Source organism: Ralstonia sp. 110700041-2 (assembly GCF_056280165.1).
Genome location: NZ_JBSFAI010000005.1, coordinates 185,823 through 209,778, shown reverse-complemented (window position 1 = coordinate 209,778; position 23,956 = coordinate 185,823). Strand labels below are relative to the sequence as shown.

25 protein-coding genes and 2 tRNA genes are annotated in these 23,956 nt (G+C 63.7%); 11 read left to right on the top strand and 16 right to left on the bottom strand.

The annotated features are described in order from the left end of the window. Window position 1 precedes the first annotated feature (1 nt). From phoU to phoR, 3 genes are all read left to right on the top strand, one after another. The gene (gene phoU / locus ACUXH0_RS09420; protein ID WP_004634240.1) at window positions 2-715 is read left to right on the top strand and encodes a phosphate signaling complex protein PhoU; all 714 of its coding nucleotides are present in this window, start codon (window positions 2-4) and stop codon (window positions 713-715) included. A 24-nt stretch (window positions 716-739) separates the two neighbouring features. Beyond that, entirely contained in the window at window positions 740-1,453 is a 714-nt protein-coding gene (gene phoB / locus ACUXH0_RS09415; protein ID WP_004634238.1) for a phosphate regulon transcriptional regulator PhoB, read from the top strand. Window positions 1,454-1,547: 94 nt separating this feature from the next. Beyond that, window positions 1,548-2,876, top strand: a complete 1,329-nt coding sequence (gene phoR / locus ACUXH0_RS09410) for a phosphate regulon sensor histidine kinase PhoR (protein ID WP_182593934.1) — start codon at window positions 1,548-1,550, stop codon at window positions 2,874-2,876. Window positions 2,877-2,958: 82 nt separating this feature from the next. Here phoR and ppk1 read toward each other — a convergent pair whose 3' ends face one another. After that, the gene (gene ppk1 / locus ACUXH0_RS09405) at window positions 2,959-5,130 is read right to left on the bottom strand and encodes a polyphosphate kinase 1 (RefSeq protein ID WP_004634234.1); all 2,172 of its coding nucleotides are present in this window, start codon (window positions 5,128-5,130) and stop codon (window positions 2,959-2,961) included. 169 nt (window positions 5,131-5,299) lie between these two features. On the opposite strand from ppk1, the gene ppx reads away from it, so the two are divergent. Beyond that, a complete protein-coding gene (gene ppx / locus ACUXH0_RS09400; protein WP_004634233.1) occupies window positions 5,300-6,838 on the top strand; it encodes an exopolyphosphatase in 1,539 nt (512 codons plus the stop codon). Window positions 6,839-6,918: 80 nt separating this feature from the next. On the opposite strand, the gene ACUXH0_RS09395 is transcribed toward ppx, so the two are convergent. From ACUXH0_RS09395 to ACUXH0_RS09375, 5 genes are all read right to left on the bottom strand, one after another. Continuing rightward, complete coding sequence (locus ACUXH0_RS09395; protein WP_004634231.1) at window positions 6,919-7,752, bottom strand: GNAT family N-acetyltransferase; 834 nt, start codon at window positions 7,750-7,752, stop codon at window positions 6,919-6,921. Between the two features lie 127 nt (window positions 7,753-7,879). Further along, window positions 7,880-8,353, bottom strand: a complete 474-nt coding sequence (sixA, locus tag ACUXH0_RS09390; RefSeq protein WP_004634229.1) for a phosphohistidine phosphatase SixA — start codon at window positions 8,351-8,353, stop codon at window positions 7,880-7,882. 137 nt (window positions 8,354-8,490) lie between these two features. Continuing rightward, window positions 8,491-8,567, bottom strand: a tRNA-Pro gene (locus ACUXH0_RS09385). Window positions 8,568-8,602: 35 nt separating this feature from the next. Further along, the gene (locus ACUXH0_RS09380) at window positions 8,603-9,424 is read right to left on the bottom strand and encodes a sulfite exporter TauE/SafE family protein (protein WP_182593933.1); all 822 of its coding nucleotides are present in this window, start codon (window positions 9,422-9,424) and stop codon (window positions 8,603-8,605) included. Window positions 9,425-9,426: 2 nt separating this feature from the next. After that, complete coding sequence (locus tag ACUXH0_RS09375; RefSeq protein WP_012435947.1) at window positions 9,427-9,792, bottom strand: ArsR/SmtB family transcription factor; 366 nt, start codon at window positions 9,790-9,792, stop codon at window positions 9,427-9,429. Window positions 9,793-9,893: 101 nt separating this feature from the next. Here ACUXH0_RS09375 and ACUXH0_RS09370 point away from each other — a divergent pair, with 101 nt between their 5' ends. Next, entirely contained in the window at window positions 9,894-10,754 is an 861-nt protein-coding gene (locus ACUXH0_RS09370; RefSeq protein ID WP_182593932.1) for an MBL fold metallo-hydrolase, read from the top strand. A 4-nt stretch (window positions 10,755-10,758) separates the two neighbouring features. On the opposite strand, the gene ACUXH0_RS09365 is transcribed toward ACUXH0_RS09370, so the two are convergent. Further along, window positions 10,759-11,655 carry a LysR family transcriptional regulator ArgP gene (locus tag ACUXH0_RS09365; protein WP_012435945.1) on the bottom strand — a complete coding sequence of 299 codons (897 nt, stop codon included), beginning with the start codon at window positions 11,653-11,655 and terminating at the stop codon, window positions 10,759-10,761. Window positions 11,656-11,729: 74 nt separating this feature from the next. On the opposite strand from ACUXH0_RS09365, the gene ACUXH0_RS09360 reads away from it, so the two are divergent. Beyond that, window positions 11,730-12,371 (top strand): LysE/ArgO family amino acid transporter, encoded by a 642-nt coding sequence (locus ACUXH0_RS09360; RefSeq protein ID WP_182593931.1) that lies wholly within the window; start codon window positions 11,730-11,732, stop codon window positions 12,369-12,371. Here ACUXH0_RS09360 and ACUXH0_RS09355 read toward each other — a convergent pair. Continuing rightward, window positions 12,357-12,680: a hypothetical protein gene (locus tag ACUXH0_RS09355; RefSeq protein WP_259393678.1), complete on the bottom strand. Its 324-nt coding sequence runs from the start codon at window positions 12,678-12,680 to the stop codon at window positions 12,357-12,359. The genes ACUXH0_RS09360 and ACUXH0_RS09355 overlap by 15 nt on opposite strands. A gap of 118 nt (window positions 12,681-12,798) precedes the next feature. After that, a complete protein-coding gene (locus tag ACUXH0_RS09350; RefSeq protein WP_012435942.1) occupies window positions 12,799-13,257 on the bottom strand; it encodes a MerR family transcriptional regulator in 459 nt (152 codons plus the stop codon). A gap of 88 nt (window positions 13,258-13,345) precedes the next feature. Here ACUXH0_RS09350 and ACUXH0_RS09345 point away from each other — a divergent pair, with 88 nt between their 5' ends. Together ACUXH0_RS09345 and ACUXH0_RS09340 are read left to right on the top strand one after the other, a co-directional pair. Beyond that, complete coding sequence (locus ACUXH0_RS09345) at window positions 13,346-14,581, top strand: NADH:flavin oxidoreductase/NADH oxidase family protein (RefSeq protein WP_182593930.1); 1,236 nt, start codon at window positions 13,346-13,348, stop codon at window positions 14,579-14,581. Window positions 14,582-14,672: 91 nt separating this feature from the next. Then, window positions 14,673-15,506 (top strand): aldo/keto reductase, encoded by an 834-nt coding sequence (locus ACUXH0_RS09340; protein ID WP_024972570.1) that lies wholly within the window; start codon window positions 14,673-14,675, stop codon window positions 15,504-15,506. Window positions 15,507-15,510: 4 nt separating this feature from the next. Here the strand turns inward: ACUXH0_RS09340 and ACUXH0_RS09335 are convergent, their stop codons facing one another. Both ACUXH0_RS09335 and ACUXH0_RS09330 read right to left on the bottom strand, forming a co-directional pair. After that, window positions 15,511-15,930 carry a hypothetical protein gene (locus tag ACUXH0_RS09335; RefSeq protein WP_004634211.1) on the bottom strand — a complete coding sequence of 140 codons (420 nt, stop codon included), beginning with the start codon at window positions 15,928-15,930 and terminating at the stop codon, window positions 15,511-15,513. A 547-nt stretch (window positions 15,931-16,477) separates the two neighbouring features. Continuing rightward, window positions 16,478-17,494 (bottom strand): 1-aminocyclopropane-1-carboxylate deaminase, encoded by a 1,017-nt coding sequence (locus ACUXH0_RS09330; RefSeq protein WP_182593929.1) that lies wholly within the window; start codon window positions 17,492-17,494, stop codon window positions 16,478-16,480. Between the two features lie 148 nt (window positions 17,495-17,642). Between ACUXH0_RS09330 and ACUXH0_RS09325 the strand changes: the two genes are divergently transcribed. Beyond that, a complete protein-coding gene (locus ACUXH0_RS09325) occupies window positions 17,643-18,164 on the top strand; it encodes an Lrp/AsnC family transcriptional regulator (protein ID WP_182593928.1) in 522 nt (173 codons plus the stop codon). 27 nt (window positions 18,165-18,191) lie between these two features. Here the strand turns inward: ACUXH0_RS09325 and ACUXH0_RS09320 are convergent, their stop codons facing one another. Further along, complete coding sequence (locus tag ACUXH0_RS09320) at window positions 18,192-19,670, bottom strand: aminotransferase class V-fold PLP-dependent enzyme (protein WP_182593927.1); 1,479 nt, start codon at window positions 19,668-19,670, stop codon at window positions 18,192-18,194. Between the two features lie 145 nt (window positions 19,671-19,815). On the opposite strand from ACUXH0_RS09320, the gene ACUXH0_RS09315 reads away from it, so the two are divergent. After that, entirely contained in the window at window positions 19,816-20,286 is a 471-nt protein-coding gene (locus ACUXH0_RS09315) for an Lrp/AsnC family transcriptional regulator (protein WP_012435937.1), read from the top strand. A 55-nt stretch (window positions 20,287-20,341) separates the two neighbouring features. Here ACUXH0_RS09315 and ACUXH0_RS09310 read toward each other — a convergent pair whose 3' ends face one another. Both ACUXH0_RS09310 and ACUXH0_RS09305 read right to left on the bottom strand, forming a co-directional pair. After that, the gene (locus ACUXH0_RS09310; RefSeq protein WP_310735957.1) at window positions 20,342-21,124 is read right to left on the bottom strand and encodes a type VI secretion system protein TssA; all 783 of its coding nucleotides are present in this window, start codon (window positions 21,122-21,124) and stop codon (window positions 20,342-20,344) included. Then, complete coding sequence (locus ACUXH0_RS09305; protein ID WP_259393677.1) at window positions 21,006-21,947, bottom strand: type VI secretion system accessory protein TagJ; 942 nt, start codon at window positions 21,945-21,947, stop codon at window positions 21,006-21,008. The genes ACUXH0_RS09310 and ACUXH0_RS09305 overlap by 119 nt, the downstream gene beginning before the upstream one ends. Window positions 21,948-21,968: 21 nt before the next feature. Here ACUXH0_RS09305 and ACUXH0_RS09300 point away from each other — a divergent pair, with 21 nt between their 5' ends. After that, a complete protein-coding gene (locus tag ACUXH0_RS09300; RefSeq protein ID WP_220668944.1) occupies window positions 21,969-23,144 on the top strand; it encodes an OmpA family protein in 1,176 nt (391 codons plus the stop codon). Window positions 23,145-23,315: 171 nt separating this feature from the next. Here the strand turns inward: ACUXH0_RS09300 and ACUXH0_RS09295 are convergent. Continuing rightward, window positions 23,316-23,392 (bottom strand) — tRNA-Arg (locus ACUXH0_RS09295). 96 nt (window positions 23,393-23,488) lie between these two features. Further along, complete coding sequence (locus ACUXH0_RS09290; RefSeq protein ID WP_081311268.1) at window positions 23,489-23,686, bottom strand: hypothetical protein; 198 nt, start codon at window positions 23,684-23,686, stop codon at window positions 23,489-23,491. Window positions 23,687-23,956: the final 270 nt, after the last annotated feature.

Sequence of the window (23,956 nt, the reverse complement as noted above, 5' to 3'; positions counted from 1 at the left end):
GATGTCTGAAAAACATCTGTCATCGCAGTTTGACACCGACCTGACCTCGATCAGCACCAAGGTGCTGCAGATGGGCGGTCTGGTGGAAGCGCAGATTGCCCGCGCGATGCGCGCGCTGGCCAACTTCGACACCGCGATGTGTGATCAGGTGCTCGCGGTGGAGCAGGAGATCAATGCGCTCGAGATCGAGATCGACGGCGACTGCAACAACATCATTGCGCGCCGCCAGCCGACCGCCCGCGACTTGCGTCTGGTCATGGCTATCTCGAAGACCATCACCAATCTGGAGCGCGCCGGCGACGAGGCCGCGAAGATTGCGAAGCGCACCAAACGCCTCATGCAGGACCCGTCCGCACACGCGCTGAACTACGCTGGCGTCGAACGCTCGGGCGAGATGGCCGCAACCATCCTGCGCCACGCGCTCGACGCCTTCGCGCGCCTGGACATCACTGCCGCCGTATCGATCCTGCAGGAAGACAAGGCCATCGATGAGGAATTCCGCGGCTTCATGCGCGAACTCATCACGTACATGATGGAGAACCCGCGCACGATTTCGGTGGCGCTGGATCTGCTGTTCATTGCCAAGGCCATCGAACGTATCGGCGATCATGCCAAGAACATCGCCGAGTTTATTATCTACATCGTCAAGGGAACCGACGTCCGGCATGCCGGGCGCGAGGCGCTGGAGCGCGAGATCCTGGGCGAAGGCGAATAAGAAGGCAGGACTGGAGACGTGAGCATGCCGAGCAGTATTCTCGTCGTAGAAGACGAACCGGCGATCGCCGAGCTGATCGCCGTGAACCTGCAGCACGCAGGGCACTACCCGATCCGCGCGTATAACGCCGAGCAGGCGCTGTCGCTGATGAGCGACGTGTTGCCCGACCTCGTCCTGCTCGATTGGATGCTGCCGGGCAAATCGGGCGTGATGTTCGCCAAGGAGCTGCGTGCCAACGAGCGCACGCGGCAGATCCCGATCATCATGCTGACGGCCCGCAGCGAAGAGCAGGACAAGATCATGGGTCTGGACAGCGGCGCGGACGATTACGTCACCAAGCCGTTCTCGCCCAAGGAATTGCTCGCACGCATCAAAGCGGTGCTGCGCCGCCGCGCGCCGCAGCTGACCGACGACGTGGTGGCGATCAACGGCTTGAAGCTGGACCCGGCCACGCACCGCGTGACGGCCACGAACGTCGAGGCGGAAAACCCGATCAAGCTGGACCTCGGACCGACGGAGTTCCGCCTGCTGCATTTCCTGATGACGCATCCGGAGCGCGTGCACAGCCGCTCGCAGTTGCTCGACCAGGTGTGGGGCGACCACGTCTTCGTGGAAGAGCGCACGGTGGACGTGCACATCAAGCGCCTTCGCGCAGCGCTCGCTCCGGGCGGCTACAGCAACATGATCGAAACCGTGCGCGGCAGCGGCTATCGCCTCGCGCGCAATCCAGGGCAGTAACGCAATAACGCATCCGTCAGGCGAACGCGCGAGCCGGTTCTTTTTCCATCGCGCGTTCACACGCCCGTCGCGGTCCAGCGCTTAGAATGCCTTCATGAACGTCTTCTGGACCCGCTTTGCCGTCTTTGCCGCCCTCATGGGCATCGTCACGGCATGCCTGTATATCTTCGTCGACCACGTCGCTGCGCTGGCAGTGCTCAGCGCCATGCTGTTGGCGATGCTCCTGTATTACATCTACCAGATCCAGCGCCTGTGGCGCGTGCTGGACTCGCCGGCCTATGGCGAGATCCCCAGCGCGCTCGGCCTGTGGGGCGAGGTCTACTACCGCCTGCACCGTTTGATGAAGGGCTGGCGCACCCAGGTGCTGCAAGTCGAACAACAGCACAGCCGCTTCATCCAGGCCATTCAGGCATCGCCCAACGGCGTGCTGATGCTTGACGGTGAAGACCAGATCGAATGGTGCAACGCGGTAGCCGAAGAGCACTTCGGGCTCTCTGCCAAGCGTGACTTGCGCCAACGCATTACCCACCTGATCCGCCGACCGGAGTTCGTGCGCTACCTGGCGCGCGGCGAGTTCGAGGAGCCGCTCACCATGCATGACGTGGGCCCGCACAAGCAAAGCATCATCTCCGCCCAGATCTTGCCGTATGGCGAAGACCGCAAGCTGCTGGTGTCTCAGGACATCACCAAGCTGGAGAACACCGAAGCGATGCGCCGCGATTTCGTGGCCAACGTCTCGCACGAGCTGAAGACACCGCTGACCGTGCTCTCGGGCTTTCTCGAGACGGTGCGCGATATCCCGCTGCCGGAAGAAGACAAGCGGCGCTACCTGGACATGATGCACACGCAGGCCATGCGCATGCAGCATCTGGTGGAAGACTTGCTGGCGCTCGCCACGCTCGAAGGCAATCCCGAGCCGCCGTCTCTGGCGCCGGTGCCGATGCAGCGCATGATGCTGCAGCTCCAGCACGATATCGAAGCGCTGTCTGCGGGCCGGCACACCGTCAGCATGACATGCGATCCGGCCGTGAGCGTGTGCGGCGCCGAGCTTGAATTGCTTTCCGCGTTCAGCAACCTGGCATCCAACGCGGTGCGCTATACGCCGGATGGCGGCACGATCCGTCTCGATTGGGGCGTGCGCGACGGGCACGCGGTGTACTCCGTCGCCGACACGGGGATTGGCATTGCACCCGAGCATATCCCGCGGCTGACCGAGCGTTTCTATCGCGTGGACCGCAGCCGTTCACGCGACACCGGGGGTACCGGCCTAGGCTTGGCTATCGTCAAGCACGTGCTGTCGCGCCACGGTGGAGAGTTGCAGGTGACCAGCGAGCACGGCAAGGGCAGCACCTTCCGCGCCGTCTTCCCGCCAGAGCGCACGATCGTGCGCAGCGCCTCCGTTGCTGATGAGCGCGTCGCCTGATCGCCCGTACTTTCGATCCATTGATCCGATGAAAAACGCACGCTGGTGAGCGTGCGTTTTTGTTTGCCGGCAGGCCGGTGGATCAGCCTGCGGAGATCTCCACCGGAGCGCGCACCGGCGCCTCAGCGGCCGTTGCCGCCGCCACTGCGGCAGCCGTCTCCGCCGCCGCAGCAGCCTGCGGCGAGAAGAGGTTCAGGAGTTCCAACTGGCTGACGCGCACGTGCTTGCCGCGCGTCTGGCGCTGGACGTAGCGTCCATCCTGCTGCATGACCCACGCCGATGCGTTGTCGCGCAGATGCACCTGCAGGCTTTCCTTGATGACACGTGCCTTAAGCTTGCGATCGAGCACGGGGAAGGCTACTTCCACACGACGGAACAGGTTGCGGTCCATCCAGTCGGCGCTGGAGAGGTAGACGACTTCCTCGCCGCCGGCATGGAAGTAGTAGACGCGGTGGTGCTCCAGGAAACGCCCGACGATGGAGCGCACGCTGATGTTCTCCGACAGCCCCGGCACGCCCGGCTTGAGAGCGCACACACCGCGCACGATCAAGTCGACCTTCACGCCCGCCCGCGACGCCTTGTACAGCTCGTCGATGATGGCCGGCTCCAGCAGTGCATTCATTTTGCCGATGATGCGCGCACGTTTGCCTGCGCGAGCGGCACGCGCTTCAGCTCGAATGTGCTCGATCAGGTTGTCGTGCATGGTGAATGGCGAGTGCCACAGATGATGCAGCTTGACCTGTGCGCCCGTGCCCGTGAGCAACTGGAACACGTGATGCACGTCTTCGCAGATCTGCTCGTTCGCCGTCATCAGGCCGAAGTCGGTGTAGAGGCGGGCGGTCTTGGGGTGGTAGTTGCCCGTGCCCAGATGCGCGTAGCGGCGCAGCCTGACGGCCTTGCCCTTGCCGGACACTTCGCGGCGCACCACCAGCAGCATCTTCGCGTGGCACTTGTGACCGACCACGCCATACACGACATGAGCGCCGGCCGATTCAAGCTGGTCCGCCCAGTTGATGTTCGTCTCTTCGTCAAAGCGCGCGAGCAGTTCGACGACGACGGTCACCTCCTTACCGTTGTGCGCAGCTTTGATGAGCGCTTCCATCACCGTGGATTCGTTGCCGGTGCGGTAGACGGTCTGCTTGATTGCGACTACGTCGGGGTCGCGCGCTGCCTGCTGCAGCAGCTCCAGCACTGGCGTGAAGCTTTCGTATGGATGGTGCAGCAGGATGTCGCCCTGGCGGATGGCGTCAAACACGTTGGAACTGTTGGCCACCTGCCTGACCGTTGCCGGCACGTGCGGCGGGTATTTCAGCACCGGTTTGTCGACCATGTCGGGCACCTGCAGCAGGCGCACCAGGTTCACAGGCCCTTTGACGCGGTAGCAGTCCGCGTCGGTCAGGCCGAACTCCTGCAGCAGTCGCACCACCAGCGCGGGCGACGTGTCGTGTGCGATTTCCAGGCGCACTGCGTCGCCGAAGTGGCGCGTGGACAGTTCACCCTGCAGCGCTTCGCGCAAGTCCGTGATTTCATCTTCCGACACAAACAGGTCGGAGTTGCGCGTCACGCGGAATTGGTAGCAGCCATGTACGTCGATCTGCGGGAACAGCTCATGCACAAAGCCCTGCATGAACGACGACAGCAGCACGAACCCATACGGGTAGCCCGACAGTTCCGGCGGCATCTGCACAAGCCGGGGCAGGGCACGCGGGGCCTGCACGATGGCCAGTTCAGCCTCACGGCCGAATGCATCCTTGCCCGACAGCTCGATGATGAAGTTCAGGCTCTTGTTGAGCACGCGTGGGAACGGGTGCGCTGGGTCAAGAGCCATTGGCGTCAGGATGGGCACCAGCTCGCGCTGGAAGAAACTGCGACACCAGGCGCGCTGGGCTTCATTCCAATTGGTGGTCATGTGGAAGAAGACGCCTTCCTTCTCCAGCAAGGGCAGGATCTCCTCCTGCAACATGGCATACTGTTGCGCGACCAGTTGCCTCACCCGCTCCGAGACCACGCCAAATGCCTGCTGCACCGACAGCCCGTCGGGCGTGACCGACGAAGGGTTGTCGCGCATCTGCTCCTTCAATCCGGCAATGCGGATTTCAAAGAACTCATCGAGATTGCTCGAGACGATGCAGATGAATTTCAGCCGCTCCATCAGCGGCACACCCGGGTCGGCGGCCTGGGCGAGCACACGGGCATTGAACTCCAGGATGCCCAGTTCGCGATTGAGCAGATCGCCCGCGGGCAATGTCGACATGTTGTGTTCTGACGGATGACGATCTGGCCACTTTTTCATAGTTCAGTGTCAAATTTGTGACACATTGGATTTGTCACGTTCGGGACACAATAAAGACATATTTTGTTGCGCATTGTTTCGAACGACAATACCCCGCGCCCCTGATTCTGCTTCTCACCCGTTTTCATTCATGAGTCCCACCCCCCGTCTGCTGGCTGCTGTCGACATGGGCTCCAACAGCTTCCGGCTGATGATCGGCCGCGTCGACGAAACCCTTGGTGCCAACGGTGCCAGCAGTACCCAGATCTTCCAGGTCGATGCGTTGCGCGAACCGGTGCGTTTGGCTGCCGGGCTTACGCAAGATAAATACCTGGATCAGCCCGCGCGCCGGCGCGGCGTCGACGCCTTGCGCCGCTTTGGCGATCGCTTGCGTGATTTTTCCCCCGAGCATATCCGGGCCGTGGCCACTAACACCTTGCGCGTGGCCAAGAACGCGCAGGAATTCCTGATCGAGGCGGAAGCCGCGCTAGGGTTTCCCATCGAGGTGATTGCGGGCCGCGAAGAGGCACGCCTGATCTATCTCGGTGCATCGCATGACGCACCGGCGTGCCAGGGCAACCGGCTCGTCGTCGACATCGGCGGCGGCTCCACCGAGTTCATTATCGGCAACGGCTACAAGCCCAAGCTGATGGAGTCGCTGTACATCGGTTGCGTTTCGCACAGCCGGCATTTCTTTCCGAACGGCAACGTTGATGAGTACGCGATGAAGCAGGCCGAGCTGGCCGCGCGTCGCGAGATCCAGGTGCTCGTGCAGCAGTACCGCACGGCTGGCTGGACGCAGGCCGTCGGGTCATCGGGGACGGCGCGTGCGCTGGCCGAGCTGATCGAGCTGAACGGCTTCAATGACAAGAGCAACGAACACGGTATTACGCGTGAAGGGCTGGAGCGCCTGAAGCGCGCGCTCGTCAAGTCAGAGAACACCAACCGCCTGAAGCTCAACGGCCTGAAGGCGGACCGGATTCCGGTGCTGCCGGGCGGCCTGTCGATCATGCTGGGCGTGTTTGCGGAACTCGACGTCGACCGTATGGACGTGACCGATGGCGCCTTGCGCCTGGGCGTGCTGTATGACCTGCTCGGCCGTACGCATCATGAAGACATGCGCACGGTGACGATCGAACAGTTCATGCGCCGTTACAACGTCGACCGTGCGCAGGCAAGCCGGGTACGCGATGCGGCGACGGCGCTGTTGTCGCAGTTTCCCGATCCGCCAGATGAGCGCCGCGAAGACAATCTCGCGCTGCTCGGTTGGGCGGCAAACCTGCACGAGATCGGCATGAGCATCTCGCACAGCGGGTACCACAAGCACTCGGCGTACATCGCCAGCCATGCCGATATGCCGGGTTTTTCCAGGACAGACCAAGCGCGCCTGGCAACGCTGCTGCTGGGCCACGCCGGCAAGCTGGGCAAGCTTTCGGGCGGCGGCAAGTTCCTGGATTGGCGGATGCTGTTCAGCCTGCGTCTGGCGTTTGTGCTGTGCCGCAGGCGCGGAGCGATCCAGTTGCCGGGCTTGCGCGTGCGCCATAGCGAGGGCGAACTGAACGAAGGCGGTTTCGAAGTCGAGCTGCCCAAGAACTGGATCGAGCAGAATCCGCTGGTGGAATACAGCCTGACGAAGGAAGCCGATGAGTGGCAGCGCATCGGCCGCCGCTACAAGGTGGTGTACGTGTAAAGCGTCGCGCAGCATCCCAAGCAAAACGGCCCGGAGTGACCCGGGCCGTTTTATTTGGTGTGGCGCTGTTCTAAGCGATATCAGCCGCGCAGGAAGTGGCGTGCGTAGCGCGGGTTGATGTCCGACAGGCGCAGCAGCGTGAGGAAGTCGGCGACGTTGAAGTCAGGGTCCCAGGCCGGTGCACCGCAGATGCGTGCGCCCAGGCGCAGATAGCCCTTCACGAGCGCAGGCGGCTCGACTTCGAGATCCTGGTTCAGTTCGTCCACCGGCAGTGCCACGCGCGGGAAGGCGTGATACTCGATCGGTGCGAGCGAGCCATCGTCAACGAAGCTGCGATACAGGCTGGCTGCAAAGTGACCGCCATCGCCCATCGACACGCTTGCGCAGCCCAGCATCGATTCGAAACCGTAGCGCTGCATGTATTCGCCCAGGCCGGCCCACAGCGCCATGATGACGCTGCCCGAGCGGTAGTCGCGGTGCACGCACGAGCGGCCAAGCTCGACCATCTTCGGACGCAAGTGCGCCAAGCGCACGAGGTCGAATTCGGATTCGGAATACAGGCAACCGATCTGCTTGGCGGCGTCCGGGCGCAGCACGCGGTAGGTGCCGACCACGCGGAGCGTCTTCTGGTCGCGCACGATCAGGTGGTCGCACACGGCGTCGAACATGTCGACGTCCAGTTCCGTGTGGGCCGAGGGCAGGCGGGCGCCCATTTCTTCGGCAAACACCTTGTAGCGCAGGCGCTGCGCTTCGGTCACTTCATCCTGATGGCGCGCCCACGAAACGGCCAGAACAGGCTTGTCACGCGCCGGAACAGCGTCGGGCGAGCGAGGAAGGCCCCTCCGAGCGTTGCCCAGGTTCAGGCTCGGCAGTGCGTCGATCAATGGCTGGGTGGGCGTCGGCAGGTCTCGCATTCGTGCATCCCAAGGGTGGATTTCGAAGCGATTCTAGAGACGCTGCGTGACAGATCCGCGACAAAAGCGTGTCAACCGTGACCGTTGCGTGAATTTTGCGTGGCGATGCTGTGACCAACGTGATGTGTCACGCGAGATCGGGGTTCACCACCGCGCGCAGCACGGTCTGTGCTTCGTCTTCGCGCATGCGGCGGCAGAGCCACCACACGCCGGCTTTCTTTACGCTCCAGTCCATTTCGGTGCCCGCAATGAGCAGGCTGGCAAGGCGCCCGAGCCACGGCTGATGGCCGACCAGCAGCAGGTTCGTATTCGACGGCCAGTCCAATGCATCGAGGATCGCGCTCACATCTGCGCCAGGCGCGAGCGCGGGCAGCGTCTGGAAATGTTCGGTGAGGGCGCGTGCGGTCTGCTGTGTGCGGACCGCGGGGCTCGCGAGCACGAGCGTGTCTGCCGGCAGGCGAGGGCGCAGCCAATTGGCCATCTTCTCGGCCTGCTTGTGACCGCGCTTGGTGAGTTCTCGCTGGAGATCGGTGTTGCGCTGGATGCGCAAGGATGCGGCCACGTCTTCGGCTTCAGCGTGGCGCCACAGGATGAGGTTCATGGAAAAGGGAGCGGCATTGCATGATGCGGATGCTGTCTTTATAGCATCGTCAGATGACACCATGCGCCGCAATGCGTCGCTCCAAAGCAAAACGGCTTACGTGGTGAACGTAAGCCGTTTTGTTTGCTGCTCAATTCTGGTCGGGGCGGCAGGATTTGAACCCGCGGTCTTCCGGTCCCAAACCGGACGCGTTACCAGACTACGCTACGCCCCGAAGACCGCGATTGTACCGCTTTCGCAACAAGCCGGTCAAATGAGTGTTCGGACAATCATCCCAAGCGCCACGAAGCCCGCAAACGCGGCAAATCCTTGCTGGAGCGCCGGCCCTGCAAGATGCCGCGCAAAGCGTCTGCCCACTAGCATGCCGGTCAAGGCGCCGGCGGCAAACGGCAGCGCAATATGCCAATCGACATGCCCGCCGATGGCCGAGGCGACCACACCGCCACCGGACACCAGCGCAATCACCGCCAACGAGGTGGCGACGATGGTTTGCATCGGCAGATCGGTCGCGCGGCGCAATGCGGGCACGATGACAAAGCCGCCGCCCACGCCCAGCAACCCGGACAGGAAGCCTGCGCCCACGCCCGACGCAGCCAATGCGCGCGCGCACGGCAGCGTCCAGACGAGCTTGGCCGTGGTGCTGTCAAGGTGGCAGGGCGGTGCTGTCCGCCTCGGGCGCGGCTCGGTGGACGGTGCTGCGCGCGCTTGCCGGAACATGCGTACCGCCACGTAGGCGAGCACCACTGCAAACAGCAGCGTGAGCGGCGTGTTCGGCACGCGGTGCGCAACCCAGATGCCGAACGGCGAGATCACTACGCCGCACAGCGCCATCAGCCCAGCGGCCTTGTAGCGGACCTTGCGTTCGCGCAAGCCGAGCGTCGCACCCAGCCCGGCGGACAGTCCCACCGCCAGCAGTGCAATGGGCGCAGCTTCCGGCACCGACAGATGCAACCCAAAAATCAGCAGCGGCACCGCGACAATGGCGCCGCCTGCGCCCGTCAGCGCCAGGATCAGGCCAACCACGGAGCCCAGCCCCGCACTGATGATCCAACCCGCTTCCATCGGCGACATGGTTAGCGTCCCGCCATCTTCTTCATGACCTTGCCGCAGTAAAGCTCGGACAGCGTCTGCATGATCTGGATGACCTCGAAGCTGGCGAGCCGGTAGTAGATGTATTTGCCTTCGCGCCGCGTGGCGACAAGGCCCTCGTCGCGCAACACGCCCAATTGCTGCGACAGGCTGGGTTGATGCAGACCGACCAGCGCCTCCAACTCGCCGACATTGCGCTCGCCCTGCGTGAGCTGGCAGAGCAGCAGCAGGCGGTCTTCGTGGGCCATGGCCTTGAGCACGGCACACGCCTGCGACGCAGAGGCGCGCAGCATGGAAATGGCCGCCTCAGGCAGCGGCACAACATCGGGACTGGCAGTGGAATGGCTCATCGGGGCGTGGTGCGAGGGTTTATTCATGCTGTTTGCGCTATTGGCAGACAGAATGTCAGACGATATTCTATAAAAATATAGATTGTTCGGGAAAGTCCACCATGCACGCCCAGATCGAATCCTTCTTCGACCCCGATACCTGCACCATGACCTACGTCGTGCACGCGGGGCCCGGCACGCCCTGTGCCGTGATCGATTCGGTACTCGACTACGACCCCAAATCGGGCCGCACGACGACCCGCTCGGCCGACCGCGTTGCGGCGTTCATCAAAGCGCAGGACTTGCGCATCGAATGGCTACTGGAGACCCACGCGCATGCCGATCACCTGTCGGCTGCGCCGTATCTGCGTGGGCGTTACGGCGGGCGTATCGCCATCGGTGAGCGCATTCGCGTCGTGCAGGGCGTGTTCAAGCCGATCTTCAACCTCGAGCCCGCGTTCCAACTCGATGGCTCCCAGTTTGACCATCTGTTTGCGCCGGACGAGGTGTTCCATATCGGCAATCTGGAAGCAAAGGCACTGGCCGTGCCGGGCCACACGCCGGCAGACATGGCGTATCAGGTAGGCGATGCGGTATTTGTGGGCGACACGCTGTTCATGCCGGACGTGGGCACCGCGCGTTGCGATTTTCCGGGAGGGAATGCGGGCACGCTGTACCAGTCGATCCGCCGCTTGCTGGATCTGCCGCCGGACACGCGCCTCTACATGTGCCACGACTATCCGCCCGGTGGGCGCGAAGCCGTGTGCCACACAACGGTGGCCGAGCAGCGCCGCGCCAACATCCATGTACGCGATGGCGTGACCGAGGCCGAGTTCGTGCAGATGCGCACGAAGCGCGATGCCACGCTCGGCATGCCGACGCTGATGCTGCCGGCCATTCAGGTGAACATTCGCGCGGGTATGTTGCCCCCGGCCGAGCCGAACGGCGTGCAGTACCTCAAGATTCCGTTGAACGCGCTGTAACGGCTCAGGGAGCGAGCAGCGCGGCACGCGCGGCAGTCAGCACTTGACGGCTGAGTTCATCGAGCAGCGCCGAGGCCGCCCGCGCATGCTGCCAATACAGCGGAACGTCCAACGGCGTATCCGGCACCAGCTCGACCAGCGAGCCGTCTTCAAGATGCTGCGCAATCAGCGCATGCGGATGCAGCCCCCAGCCCATGCCGGCCACGGCCGCGGTCACAAACGCCTGCGACGACGGCAGCAGATGGCGCGGCAGTTCCACATGTCGATGGCACAGGCGTCTGGCCCAGGTGGCCTGCAACGCATCCTTGGTGTTGAACACGAGGCAGGGCGCTTGCGCCAGTTCTCCTGCGCGGACGCCGTCTGCGAAATGTTGCTGTACGAAAGCGGGGCTGGCCGCAGCCAGATAACGCATGGCTCCAAGAGGACGGCTGTTGCACCCTGTGGCCGGCCGCGCGGTGGCGGTAACGGCTGCCAGCACGGCGCCGCTGCGCAGCCATTCACCGGTGTGATCCTGATCATCCACCGCCACCTCCATCAGCACCGGGTGGGCTGCTGCGAATGTGGCGATCGCTGGCGCGAGCCACGTCGCCAGGCTGTCGGCGTTCACGGCAATGGGCAGCGCAACACGCGCCGCGTCCTCTGGCGCCAGCGTCGGCAACGTGCCTTGCAGTTCCTGTTCGAGCAGGCGCACGCGGTCGACGTGCTGGCAAAGCCGCCGGCCGGTCTCGGTGGGGCGGCACGGCTGGTCGCGCACGACCAGCGCGCAGCCGACGCGTTCTTCCAGCAACCGGATGCGCTGCGAAATGGCCGACGGCGTGACATGCAGTGCGCGGGCTGCCCGCTCGAAACTGCCTTCTCGGATGACGGCAGCCAACGCCGCCAGGGCGGAATAATCCAGCACGTGAGTTAGGAAAACTGAATCAAATGAAGAAAAGATAGTTTGTCTTCATTCAATCGGGCCGGCAAGCTGCGCGCATGACGACCTCGATAGCGACTTCCTCTTCCGTCTTCCTGCAGGGCCTGGCCCTGAGCCTGGGCCTGATCGTGGCCATCGGCGCGCAGAACGCGTTCGTGCTACGTCAGGGCCTGCGCCGTGAGCATGTGGGCAGCGTCGTGCTGTTCTGTGCGATGGCCGATGCGGTGCTGATTTTGGCGGGCGTGCTTGGTATGGCGCAGGCCCTGGGCGAGCGGCCCAGTCTCGCGCGATTCCTCGGGTTGGCGGGCGCCGCATTCCTGTTGCTGTATGGCGTGCAGGCGCTGCGGCGGGCCCGGCATTCCAACCAGTTACGGGCCGTCGCGGGCGGAGATGGCCTCAGCCGGCGCGCAGCGTTGGCGCAGGCGGCAGCTTTTACGCTGCTCAATCCGCATGTGTATCTGGACACGGTGCTGCTCGTGGGCAGCATTGGCGCGCAGCAAGCCTCGGCATTGCGTGGCTGGTTTGTAGCGGGGGCAGGGTCGGCCAGCCTGTTCTGGTTTGTATCGCTGGGGTTTGGCGCGCGTTGGCTCGCACCGTGGTTTGCCCGGCCCAAGGCGTGGCAGGTATTGGATGGGTTGATTGGCGTGACGATGCTGGTGCTGTCTGCCTTGCTGCTGCGTCACGCCCTACGCGGATTTTGAGTCGATTCCGTGCCCGCTATGCCAGCGCTGCCAGCACGCCTTGCGCGCGCGGAGCACACCCAGCGCCTTCAACAGCGCATGCCCTTGCAGCGTAATGCGCGGCTCGCTCACGCCGGGGCTTAGGCGTTCGAGCGCAATGAGCTGGAGCGCCAGCAGCGTTTCAACATCCAGCGGATCCAGATCGCGTGGCTGCGGGGCGCCGCTGACCAGAACCAGTGCTTCGCGTTCGCCGGGGCGACGCCGAAGGGCGACATGGTGTGCGCGGTTGCCGGCGTGTTGCGTGAAGGCCGATTGGAGACGGTCTGGCACGTGGTGTTGGACCAGTCCACAGATGGCGAGAGCAAGCGGGCGTGGCCGCACGCGGTGATGATCAACGCCGACACGTTCGAGCGTGTCTCGGAATAGTGTCTCGGACCAGGCTGGCGCCTCAGCCGCGCTTTCGTGCATGGCGCATCTGCGGTTCGGCGGCAGGTTGCGCGAGCGGCCGGAGGTTCATCTTGTCGAACATGCGGCGGGCGCGGTCGGTGCAGTCTTCGCCGTCGGGCTCGTGGTCGACTTCGCGGATGAGTGCAAGCAAGTCGCGCTTGTTTTGCGCCAGGCGCTGCTCAAGCACGCCGATTTCCGCGACCTTGCTGTGCAGCGCCTGCAGAAGTTCTTCGCGTGGCCACGCGCCCTGGTGTCCGGGCAAGAGGGCGCGAATCTCTTCCAGCGAGAACCCCGCGCTTTGCGCGCGCAGGATGATCTGCAGCCGCGTGACGGATTCCGGCGCGTACTCCCGATAGCCATTGGACTGCCGCTCAGCCGGCTGCAACAGGCCGCTGGCTTCATAGAACCGGATGCGCGAGGCGGCCACGCCGCTCAGGCGCGCCAGTTCACCAATCTTCATGTGCGTGCTCCGCAGACTTGACATTCAAGTTGACTTTAAGCTTAGGGTTGAGGTCTCGTCAAATGTCAAATCCCACGCGGATGCCACCATGAAGCTCTTCACGCCCCTCGTTCTGCCCAACGGCGCGGTGATCCCAAATCGCCTTGCCAAAGCCGCCATGGAAGAAAACATGGCCGATGCCGATCACGCGCCTTCCGACGCGTTGCTGCGCCTGTATGAGGCGTGGGCGGCAGGTGGCGCGGGCTTGATCCTGACCGGCAACGTGATGATCGACCACCGCGCCATGACCGGCCCGAACGGCGTCGTCCTCGAAGACGGCGCGCATCTCGAGCGCTTCCGCCGCTGGGCCCAGGTGGCGCGTGCGCACGGCGCGCATGCGTGGGTGCAGATCAACCATCCGGGGCGCCAGATGCCGGCATCGCTCGGGCAGCCGACGCTGGCGCCGTCGGCAGTTCCGCTGGCGTTGGGCGCGCTGTCCAAGCAGTTTCCGGTGCCGCGCGAGATGACCGAGGCGGATATCGGCGAAGTCCAGCAGCGCTTCGAGCGCAGCGCGCAACTGGCCGAGCAGAGCGGCTTTACCGGCGTGCAGATCCACGCCGCCCATGGCTATCTGCTGAGCCAGTTTCTGTCGCCCATTTCCAACCGGCGGCAGGATCAGTGGGGCGGCCCGATCGAAAACCGTGCGCGCCTGCTGCTCGATATCGTGCGCAGCGTGCGTGCCGCCGTGTCGCCGCAGTTCGTGGTGGCGGTCAAGCTGAACTCGGCCGATTTCCAGCGCGGCGGCTTCAGCCCTGACGATGCGAAGCAGGTGGTCGAGCTGCTCAACCCGCTGGGCGTCGATCTGGTCGAACTGTCCGGCGGCAGCTATGAAGTGCCTGCCATGCAAGGGCACGCGCGCGACGGCCGCACGCTTGCCCGCGAAGCGTATTTCCTGGAATTTGCGCGCGACATTGCCGCCATCGCACGCATGCCGCTGATGGTCACGGGCGGCATCCGGCGTCGGGCGGTGGCGGAGCAGGTGGTCGACAGCGGTGTCGATATGGTGGGCATTGCGACTGCGCTGTCCATCGATCCAAACCTGCCGCGCGACTGGGCTGGCGGCAAGAACAACGCGCCCGCGCTGCAGCCCATCACGTGGAAGAACAAGGCGCTGGGCGCACTGGCCAACATGGCGGTCGTCAAGTTTCAGCTCAACCGGCTGAGCGAGGGGCGCACGACGGCCCCGCGCGTGTCGCCGCTGCGCGCGCTGATTCAGCAGCAACTGGCCGCAGCGTGCCAGTCGCGGCGCTATCGTCGATGGACGGCGCAACGCCAGGCGCGCTAGCGCGTATTTTCTGACCGGACCGGCGCAGCCTTACCGATGCGCTGCGTCTCTTGTAGATTCATGTTTTGCCTCCCCGATCGGAAAGCACGACATGAAACACGTCACTCTGCCCAACGGCGAACGCGTCCCTGCACTCGGCATGGGCACCTGGAACATGGGCGACGACCGCGCCACGCGCGCCGAAGAAATCGCCACGCTGCGCCTGGGCCTCGACCTGGGTTTGCGCCTGATCGACACCGCCGAGATGTACGGCGAAGGCCTCTCTGAATCGCTGATTGGCGAGGCCATTGCCGGGCGGCGCGATGAAGTCTTTCTGGTGAGCAAGGTCTATCCGCACAACGCCAGTCGGCGCGGCATTGCTGCGGCGTGCGAGCGCAGCCTGCGCCGTCTCGGCACCGACCGCCTCGATCTGTACCTGCTGCACTGGCGCGGCGATGTGCCGTTCGACGACACGCTGGAAGGCCTGCAGGCCCTGCAGCGCGAGGGCAAGATCCGCCAGTACGGCGTGAGCAATCTCGACCTCTCCGACATGCAGGAATGGTGGGACGTGCCCGGCGGCGATCAGGTTGCCGTCAACCAACTGCTCTACAACCTCAGCCGGCGCGGCATCGAATGGGATGTGTTGCCCTGGCTGCGCGAGCGCCGTGTGCCGGTGATGGCCTATTCGCCCATCGAGCAGGCGCGGCTCGTTCGGCATCCGAAGCTGGTGCGCTTCGCGCAGGCGTGCGGCATGACGCCGGCACAGGTGGCGCTGGCGTGGCTGCTGGCGCGCGACGACATCATCGCGATTCCCAAGACCGGCCATCGTGACCGGCTGCGCGAAAACATCGGCGCGTTATCGCACACGCTCACGGCTGAGCAGCTTGCGATGCTGGACAGCATCTTCCCGCCGCCCAAGGGGCCGCGCGCGCTGGAGATGCTGTAACCGCTCAGCGCGACTTCGCCAGGTAGCGCGCGTGATCGACGTAGCCCATCAGGTAGACGCGGGCTTTGTCGCGTGTGTCTTTGGTGACGCGGTCGGCTGCCTTGCGCGCGCCGGACGACGACATCGACGCGCTGAGGTGATCGCGGAAACCGTCGTGCATGGTGCGCAGGTCGCCTTCGCAGGCGTCGAGCGCGGAGGCGACCACGGCCTTCGTCTGCGTGGTGCCCGGCACGCCGCTATCGGCCTGGCGCTGGACGCACGCCATGTAGTTGGCACGCAGCGTCTGCCAGCCGTTGTCTGCGCTGGCAGCAGTGGCCGCGGCGGCGGCGCTGGTCGAGTCGACGGGCTGCTGTTGCGGGTGCGAAGCGCAAGCACCGAGCAAGACCAGCAGGACGAGAGACGTACAGGTGAGGGCGTTTTTCATGGCATGGACTGTACTGCACGGCCTCGCTGCTTGCGCTAGGCCAAGTCGACCTCGATGCACGCCGTAACATTTGGAAACGAAAAAGCGGGCTGACGAAACGCTCTGGGCTGAATCCGCCGCACGACCGATTTCACATTTCGCTGCGCCGATGCATCGACCGCGCGCCCGGCCGAGGTTCAGTGCGCCACGCGCCAACGGCAAACCGCGACGTGCGAGGCAAAAAGGTCGGACAGTCGAGCAAAAAGCCCCGTGGGCCGAGCTCTGCTCCTCAAGCGCCGAGCAAAAAGCTCGACACGCGGAGCAAAAAGCTCGGCACGCCGAGTAAAAAGCTCGACTCGCCGAGTAAAAAGCTCGAGGCGCGGAGCAAAAAGCCTCAAACCTCGAGTTCCGATCTCCGCGCGTCGAGCTAAATGCCTCGTGACTGAGGGTTTCTCAGCGCATCTGGGGCACTCCAGTTCACCGCCGTCGGCCAGCGTCTTCAGTGCGGCGATGACGATGGAGGCGCGCTCCACCTCGAAGAACTCGCGCAACGCCTGGATGCGCCGCATCAACCGTTGCGGAAGATGAAGCTGTACGCGTTGAGTGCCGGCACACCGCCTAAATGTGCGTAGAGCACGCGCGAGCCCGCAGGAAATTCACCGTTGCGCACCATGTCGATCATGCCGTGCATGGATTTCCCCTCGTACACCGGGTCGGTCAGCATGGCTTCCTGGCGCGCGCACAGGCGAATCGCTTCAAGCGTGCCTTCGTTGGGCAGGCCGTATTCCGGGCCGCCGTAGCGCGTGTCGAGCACCACGTCCCTTTCGGTGATGTTGCGGCCGAGGTCGACCAGCTCGGCGGTGTGCTGCGCAATGCGGAGAATCTGCGCGCGCGTCTGTTCCGGCTTGGCCGAGGCATCGATGCCGATCACCTTATCGGCCCGGCCATCCGCCGCAAAGCCGACGACCATGCCGGCCTGCGTGCTGCCCGTGACCGAGCACACCACGATGTAGTCGAACTTGAAGCCCAGCTCCGCTTCCTGCTGGCGCACTTCCTCAGCAAAGCCCACAAAGCCCAGTCCGCCAAGCGGGTGTTCGGAGCAGCCGGCCGGAATCGGGAAGGGCTTGCCACCGCGCTTGCGCACGTCTTCCATGGCCTGTTCCCAACTGGGCCGGATGCCGATGTCGAAGCCCGCAGAATCGAGGCGCACATCGGCGCCCATGATCCGCGACATCTCGATATTGCCGACGCGGTCGTACACGGCGTCGGAGTAGTTCACCCAGTTTTCCTGCACCAGCACGCACTTCAGACCGAGGTGCGCCGCCACGGCGGCCACCTGGCGCGTCTGGTTCGACTGAATGCCGCCAATGGACACCAGCGTGTCGTACCCGCCTTCCAGCGCTTCCGGGATCAGGTATTCCAGCTTGCGCGTTTTATTGCCGCCGAAGGCCAGGCCGCTGTTGCAGTCTTCGCGCTTGGCAAACAACTCCACCTTGCCGCCCAGGTGCGCGCTCAATCGTTTCAGCGGCTGGATGGGCGTCGGGCCGAACGTCAGGGGATAACGGGGAAATCGCTGCAGGTTCATGAGGGGGGGGCTCCTTCAGTGCCGCGAATGGCGGGATGTCGGAAACCAATGGTACGCAGAGTGCTACGAAATGAGGTTGCAAAGATCGTCTACTATCCAGAACTTAGCTGATCGTAGATCGGATTAATAATCTCTTTATTTCTTAAAAATGAAAAAGAGCGAAACAAAATTGCAGGATCGCCCTGACGCGTCGGCGGCTTCTGCGCGCCACGCCTTGGATCGCACTGATCGCGCGATTCTCAGGGCGCTCCAGCGCGATGCGTCTATCTCGAACGTGGCCCTCGCGGCCAAGGTAAACCTCAGCCCGCCGGCCTGCCTGCGCCGCGTGGAACGGCTCAAGGAGCTGGGGCTGATCAAGGGGATTGTTGCGCTGCTCGATCCGCGTGCGCTGGATCTGGGGTCGCTGGTGATGATTGGCGTCGTGCTGGATCGCTCGACGCCGGAATCGTTCACGGCATTTGAGAAAGCGGTGCAGAAGGTGCCCGGTTGCCTGGAATGCCACGTCGTGACGGGCGAATTCGATTACTTCATGCTCGTGCGCACGAAAGACAACGAAGGCTACAACCGGCTCCACGCCGAACAGCTGCTGTATCTGCCGGGCGTGCGGCAGATCCGGACGTTCATGGTGCTCAAGCAGGTGCTGTCGACGACGGAGCTGCCAGTGGCGTAGCGTCGCTTGGCCGGGCGGGGCGGAGGTTCAGCCCTTGCGCTGGTCCATCAGGCGGTTCCAGAGCATGCCGGCCCGGTTGCCGCTCCTGCAATACGCGAGGATGGGCTTGGGCAGCGTATCGACCAATACGCCGAATGCCGCGACGTCTGCATCGCCAATGCCGTTTGGCTCGACAGGCAGGTAGCGCGCTTCCAGGCCGAGTTCGCGGGCGGCAGCGGCAATGACCTCAAAGGAGGGCTGGTCGCTGCTCTCGCCATCTGGGCGGTTGCAGATCACCGAGCGGAAACCTGCATTGCGGATGGCCTTGAGATCCGCCGGCATGATCTGTCGCGAAGCGGTCAACCCGCTCGATGCCGTGGCGCGGCATTGCTCGATCGCGCGCTGGAAACAGACAGCGGCAAAATCGACGTCGTGCTCGGTCGCAAAGCGGCCCAGGCTGATCCGCACGGTGCGGCCTGCGGCATCGGCATCCAGGCCGATGGCAGTCAGCACGTGCGACGGCGTGCCTGCGGCGGAGTTGCAAGCGGACGTTGACGACACGGCAAGATCGTCGCCCAGCATCATCGGCATGAAGCCGGGCGCGTTGACCGTCAGGCTCAGGGTGTGGGGAATGCGTCGGGCCACATCGGCGTTGTGCACCACGTCACCGAGGGCCAGCACCGCTGTCTTCAGCCGCTGGCTCAGCGCAGCAATGCGGGCGGTTTCGTGTTCCAGTTCTTCCGCAGCCAATGCGCACGCCACGCCCATGCCGACAATCTGATGCGTCGCCAGCGTGCCCGAGCGCAGACCGCGCTCGTGTCCGCCACCGTGGATTTGCGGCGCAATTTGCGAAGCAATGTCGCGGCGGACATACAGTGCCCCGATCCCCTTGGGGCCATACACCTTGTGGGCGGACATCGACAGCATATCGATGCCGAGCGCTCGCACATCGATCGGCGTCTTGCCGAGTGCCTGTGCGGCGTCGACGTGGAACAGCGCGCCGGCGGCATGCACGATCTGCGCGATCGCGCCAACGTCGGTCAGCGTGCCCAGCTCGTTGTTCACCAGCATCAGCGATACGAGACCGGTGTCGGGCGTCATCGCAACGGCCACGGCTTCAGGCGTAATTTCGCCGTCGCGTGTTGGTGTGAGATACGTCACCGAACGGCCGCGCGCCGACAGGTTCGCCATCGTGTCGAGAATGGCCTTGTGTTCGATGCGGCTGGTGATGAGGTGGCGCTTGCCTGTGGCGGCGTCTGCATAGCCCTTCAGCGCGAGGTTGTTGGATTCGGTGGCGCCCGACGTCCAGATGATCTCGTCGGCATCAGCGCCAATGAGCGCGGCGACTTGCTCGCGCGCTTGCTCGACCTTGTTCCGCGCGACGCGGCCGGTCGCATGTGAACTCGACGCAGGGTTGCCGAAGGCGCCTTCCATGCCAAGGCAGGCGGTCATGGCCGCAATCACGCGTGGGTCGGCCGGCGTGGTGGCTGCGTAGTCGAGGTAGTGGAGGGTGTTGCTGTCGCTCATTTCGTTTCTGTGCTGCGGCGGAGGCAGGGAAAATGATACGGCGGACAGCCCAGAAAAATAATTCAAAGTTTCCTGTTAGTTGCTCGATGTGGCAAAAAATATTTCCTAAAATTAAGAATCTATAGAAGATAATTTTTACACCGAAATGGACGCCATTGACCGCGAACTACTGAGGCTGTTGCAGGCCGATGCGACGCTGCCCATCGCAGAGCTTGCGCAGCGTGTGAACCTCTCGCAAACGCCGTGCTGGAAGCGGGTGCAGCGGCTCAAGGACACGGGCGTCATCCGCGCCCAGGTGGCGCTGTGCGACGCACGCAAGCTGGGCGTCGGCACCACGGTATTCGTGGCAGTGCGCACCGATCAACACACCGAGAAATGGGCGCAGCGTTTCACGCAGGTGGTGCGCGATATGCCCGAGGTGGTGGAGGTCTACCGGATGAGCGGCGAGATGGACTATCTGCTGCGTGTGGCGGTGGCGGGCATTGAAGATTACGACCGCGTGTACAAGCACCTCATCAAGTCCGTTCCGCTGTCGGATGTGAGCTCATCGTTTTCGATGGAGCAGATCAAGTATTCGACCGCGCTGCCGGTGCGGGATGGGGGGCAGGGGGATTGAGGGCTTGGGTGGCGCGCCAAACAGGTGGATGTATCGCGGCTGAACGTGGGGCTCTTCAGAGCTCCCCCGCCCAGCGTTCAACAAGCTCCGCCGGAATCGCCTGAAACACCTCATCAAAGCGCTTGCCGGTCAGTCGTTCGGCTTGCTTGAGCAGAAGCGCCACAGGGCTGCTCGGCTCGTGCGCCTCAAACCAAATCCGGGCGGTTCGAATGTAGGCAAGGGCGGTATTACGGTCCATGGCGGGCTCAGTTGAGGTGCTATCAAGCGGCGTCACTACCGGGCCCTCGATGGTGGTGCCCATCAAGCCTTGTGGGGCGGCCGGCGAGTGTTCCGAGACCGGAAGTGCAATCACAGCAGGTGCTGCCGGTGGTGACGCGCCAGTCACCGTATCCAGCAGGCGCAGCAAGGTTCCCAGGTCAGGGTGGTCGTCTGGAAGGTGATGTCGAGCCCAGGAGTCGACCGATGACGCAAAGGCTTGGGCCTCGTCCAGCGCGGACAGTACCGCGTCGGTTTGGTTGCGCAGTTCGCGGATCTGGCGCTGCACTGCCTCCGGCGCCAACGCATCTGCCGCGCGTGGAATGCTCAATGATCGCTCGACGTCGCGCACTCGCAGGCGCAGTGCGCCGTTGGTTGAGATCACTAGATCCCGCACGTCCTGCATCAGCCCTTGCGGGTCGGCCAAGGCGGCCAGCGCGTTAGCACGCACGGCCGGGTCCGGCTCACCGTCCACCACCACTTGCGGGTAGATGGTCTCCGGCCATGTCTCTAGCAATCGAGACAGAATGCACAGCCCGTCCCGCAACCCGAACGCCTCGTCCAACCGGACCCGGCAGCGCACCAGCGACACTAGGATACGAATATCCCGAGTGCGCTGCAGCACCCGCGCTGGTCATCCACGTCTTCTGACCAAGCGCTACGATGCCGGTCTCGCCGACCTCTGACCAATGCGTCTCACGGGCTAGTTGAAGCGCATCGCTCTCCCGCTCGGAACCCGGATAGCGCACCGGTGTAAAGCCATGGGACACTGTGCCGTCCACCAGCGTCACCGTGACAGAGCGCCAAATCAGATCCAGCAAGCCAGCCACCGGCCGCATCTCCAGCTTGCGTAGTTGAGCAAACGGTAGCCAGGCATACCGGCCGCCGGAGATGATCTCGCAGGTTGGGCCGAAGCGCGTGTCACTGTCCGCGATCCAGTCAAACCGCGATTCATCGACCGCGCCACTGCTGTCCGGTACCTCGGACAGCGCCTGCTGCCGGTAGTGATCTGCGCCGTCCGTATCACCCGCCTCCGCGAGCGCCAGCGCATTGCGCAGCGGCGTCATCCAGTTTGGCGATGACAACAGCGCCCCAGGCTCACGCGCACCCTTGATGACATCGGCTCGAAACACCTCGGCCCGGATCAAGTCCCGGTAAACGTGTGCCGTCTGCGCAAAATCGGGCGTCAACTGTGTCGCCAACTGCAATTGCTTGAGCGCACGCGGCCAATCTTCCATCACGCACAGCCATTGAAATAGCTGCCAACGCTCCGCAAACGTGCCAGGCTGCTGGCGCACGCGCACCTCAGCATTCTGCAGCGCCTGGGCAACCGAACCGCTGTGCCGTAAAGCTGCGGCCAGACCAGATGTAGAGGCAGGCTGCAAGAGCGAGGTATCAGTCGTCATGGGAATACAGGTCCTGCGGTTGTGCCGGGGCAACCGCTGTTCTGGTTGCTGGATGAGTTGTCGCCTGAGCTGGAGTCGGCGGCCCGGCTGGATGCCCTGCGATCCGAGGCCCGCACACGGCTGACAACCTTCAAGAAGGCCAGCCTGGCAGCGGTACTCAATGCCGGCAGCATCGAAGCCGTGCATTACTGCTTCTGCGCCGCCATCGACCAGGCGGGGAGCCAGGTGCGCGGCCGCGCGAACAGCCTGCGTGGCGTCTGGCTCCAACATGGATTGCTAGCAGAGTTCTACAACGAAAACGCCTGCGGTCAACGCTGCCGTGGATGGATCGAAAAACTCCAGCAAACACCGAACGCCAGCGCAAACGCGCTGGAGGTTATCGCCGAACTGAGCGAGCGCGGCCTTCGTGATGAGCGTGGTTTGCCATTGCCGAACATCGCACTGCCAGCGCGCCAGCAGCCCGCATCCAAGACGGCGGACATTCCCTACATCTCCGATGAACGTTGGATACCGGAGTGGCCGGGGCCCGTCAACAAACCTCCACCCGAAGTGCTACTCCTGCGAGAAGCGCCTCCGGAACGGTCTTGGCTGCCCATCGTTGTCGTTACTGGGCTCATCTTGACTGGGGTCGTACTGGGCCTGACTTTCATGCTCCGCCGCCAGCACCAAGGCAATCAAGCGCTGGTTGCGAAGGTGGAGGCACTGTCCGCGCAATTAGCCAAGCAGCGTGAGTCGTTGTCGGAACGCATTGCGCGCGTGCTGGCTCCCGAAGCCGGGGCGGCCCCGGTCGGCATCAGCACAAAAGACGATCGAATCTATATCTCCTTCAATAGCGACCAAGATTTCGCCTCCGGCCGAGCAGACCTTATGCTGATGCTCGCGCGCCAACTCGACCGGCTCGCCCCCGTGCTTGCCGACACGCGTGGCAAGGTGACCGTCCTCGGGCACACCGACGATGCCCCCGGCCCGCGCGATCGCATGGAGTCGAACCTCGCGCTGTCAACCGCACGCGCCACGGCGGTCGCGCGACATCTTCAAGAGCGCGGGATCGCTTCGGATCGCTTGTCCATCATTGGTCGTGGCGTGAAAGATCCCGTTGGAGACAACCGTACCGCCGCGGGCAGGGCGTTGAACCGACGCGTGGAGATCATTCTTGAAAGCGTGCCAACTTCGCAGCCAACAAGCCCTCAGCAATAGGGGGGGCACGAGGCTAATCTGTGTGGCGAGTGATGGGGAAAAAGTGGCGTTGAGGGTCAGTCGAGATTGTGGGATACGTGCCAAGGATAAGATCTGAGCACACTTTCCCGTGCTCACTCGTTCAACCGTCGCAGTGGCGCTTAACGTAAGTGCTTGATCTATAAGGATCTTTGGCCTGCCCAGAGGGATTCGAACCCCCGACCGTCGGCTTAGAAGGCCGATGCTCTATCCAACTGAGCTATGGGCAGAAATGCAGAGGTGCAGGCTGCCCAGGCATACCAAAAACGCGCGGCCTCCGGTTGCCTGGGAGGCCGCGATTCTAACAGATGGGATGTTGCGCCGCGCTAATGCTGGGGCGGGATTTCCGGCGGTAGCTCGCCGGGTGGCAGTTCGATTGGGGGCGTTTGGGGTTCGGGGTCATGCACTGGGTCATGCGCCGGTTCGTCGGGGGGCGGCATTTCCGGTGGCGGGTGCGGGGGCTGTTCGGGCGGTTGCGGCGGCGTGATGTGGGCGCGCTTGGTCAGATCGGGCGAAGCTGGCATGGGCTGCCTCCGTATGTGAGTCGAATTCCGGGTTTGCCCTGACCTGTCCCGCAAGCGTCGTTCCTGCGCATCATCCGAAAGGACACATACCCAAAATGCGTACCCCCCAATTGGGGGGATTTTTGATACATTTCGTGGCGTCGGGTAGTGCCACACAACAATAACGTCCCATTCGAAATTCCGCGCAATGACGCGGATCATCGTGCCTACGCACGCCAAACGGGCGTGACGAAGCCTTTTCGGTTCCGACCAGACGGGAAATCAGGGAGT

Coding starts and splice junctions, on each gene's coding strand:
- phoU (WP_004634240.1), top strand. CDS start 2: ATGTCTGAAAAACATCTGTCATCGCAGTTTGACACCGACCTGACCTCG.
- phoB (WP_004634238.1), top strand. CDS start 740: ATGCCGAGCAGTATTCTCGTCGTAGAAGACGAACCGGCGATCGCCGAG.
- phoR (WP_182593934.1), top strand. CDS start 1,548: ATGAACGTCTTCTGGACCCGCTTTGCCGTCTTTGCCGCCCTCATGGGC.
- ppk1 (WP_004634234.1), bottom strand. CDS start 5,130: ATGTCGACATTGCCCGCGGGCGATCTGCTCAATCGCGAACTGGGCATC.
- ppx (WP_004634233.1), top strand. CDS start 5,300: ATGAGTCCCACCCCCCGTCTGCTGGCTGCTGTCGACATGGGCTCCAAC.
- ACUXH0_RS09395 (WP_004634231.1), bottom strand. CDS start 7,752: ATGCGAGACCTGCCGACGCCCACCCAGCCATTGATCGACGCACTGCCG.
- sixA (WP_004634229.1), bottom strand. CDS start 8,353: ATGAACCTCATCCTGTGGCGCCACGCTGAAGCCGAAGACGTGGCCGCA.
- ACUXH0_RS09380 (WP_182593933.1), bottom strand. CDS start 9,424: ATGTCGCCGATGGAAGCGGGTTGGATCATCAGTGCGGGGCTGGGCTCC.
- ACUXH0_RS09375 (WP_012435947.1), bottom strand. CDS start 9,792: ATGAGCCATTCCACTGCCAGTCCCGATGTTGTGCCGCTGCCTGAGGCG.
- ACUXH0_RS09370 (WP_182593932.1), top strand. CDS start 9,894: ATGCACGCCCAGATCGAATCCTTCTTCGACCCCGATACCTGCACCATG.
- ACUXH0_RS09360 (WP_182593931.1), top strand. CDS start 11,730: ATGACGACCTCGATAGCGACTTCCTCTTCCGTCTTCCTGCAGGGCCTG.
- ACUXH0_RS09350 (WP_012435942.1), bottom strand. CDS start 13,257: ATGAAGATTGGTGAACTGGCGCGCCTGAGCGGCGTGGCCGCCTCGCGC.
- ACUXH0_RS09345 (WP_182593930.1), top strand. CDS start 13,346: ATGAAGCTCTTCACGCCCCTCGTTCTGCCCAACGGCGCGGTGATCCCA.
- ACUXH0_RS09340 (WP_024972570.1), top strand. CDS start 14,673: ATGAAACACGTCACTCTGCCCAACGGCGAACGCGTCCCTGCACTCGGC.
- ACUXH0_RS09335 (WP_004634211.1), bottom strand. CDS start 15,930: ATGAAAAACGCCCTCACCTGTACGTCTCTCGTCCTGCTGGTCTTGCTC.
- ACUXH0_RS09330 (WP_182593929.1), bottom strand. CDS start 17,494: ATGAACCTGCAGCGATTTCCCCGTTATCCCCTGACGTTCGGCCCGACG.
- ACUXH0_RS09325 (WP_182593928.1), top strand. CDS start 17,643: ATGAAAAAGAGCGAAACAAAATTGCAGGATCGCCCTGACGCGTCGGCG.
- ACUXH0_RS09320 (WP_182593927.1), bottom strand. CDS start 19,670: ATGAGCGACAGCAACACCCTCCACTACCTCGACTACGCAGCCACCACG.
- ACUXH0_RS09315 (WP_012435937.1), top strand. CDS start 19,816: ATGGACGCCATTGACCGCGAACTACTGAGGCTGTTGCAGGCCGATGCG.
- ACUXH0_RS09305 (WP_259393677.1), bottom strand. CDS start 21,947: ATGACGACTGATACCTCGCTCTTGCAGCCTGCCTCTACATCTGGTCTG.
- ACUXH0_RS09290 (WP_081311268.1), bottom strand. CDS start 23,686: ATGCCAGCTTCGCCCGATCTGACCAAGCGCGCCCACATCACGCCGCCG.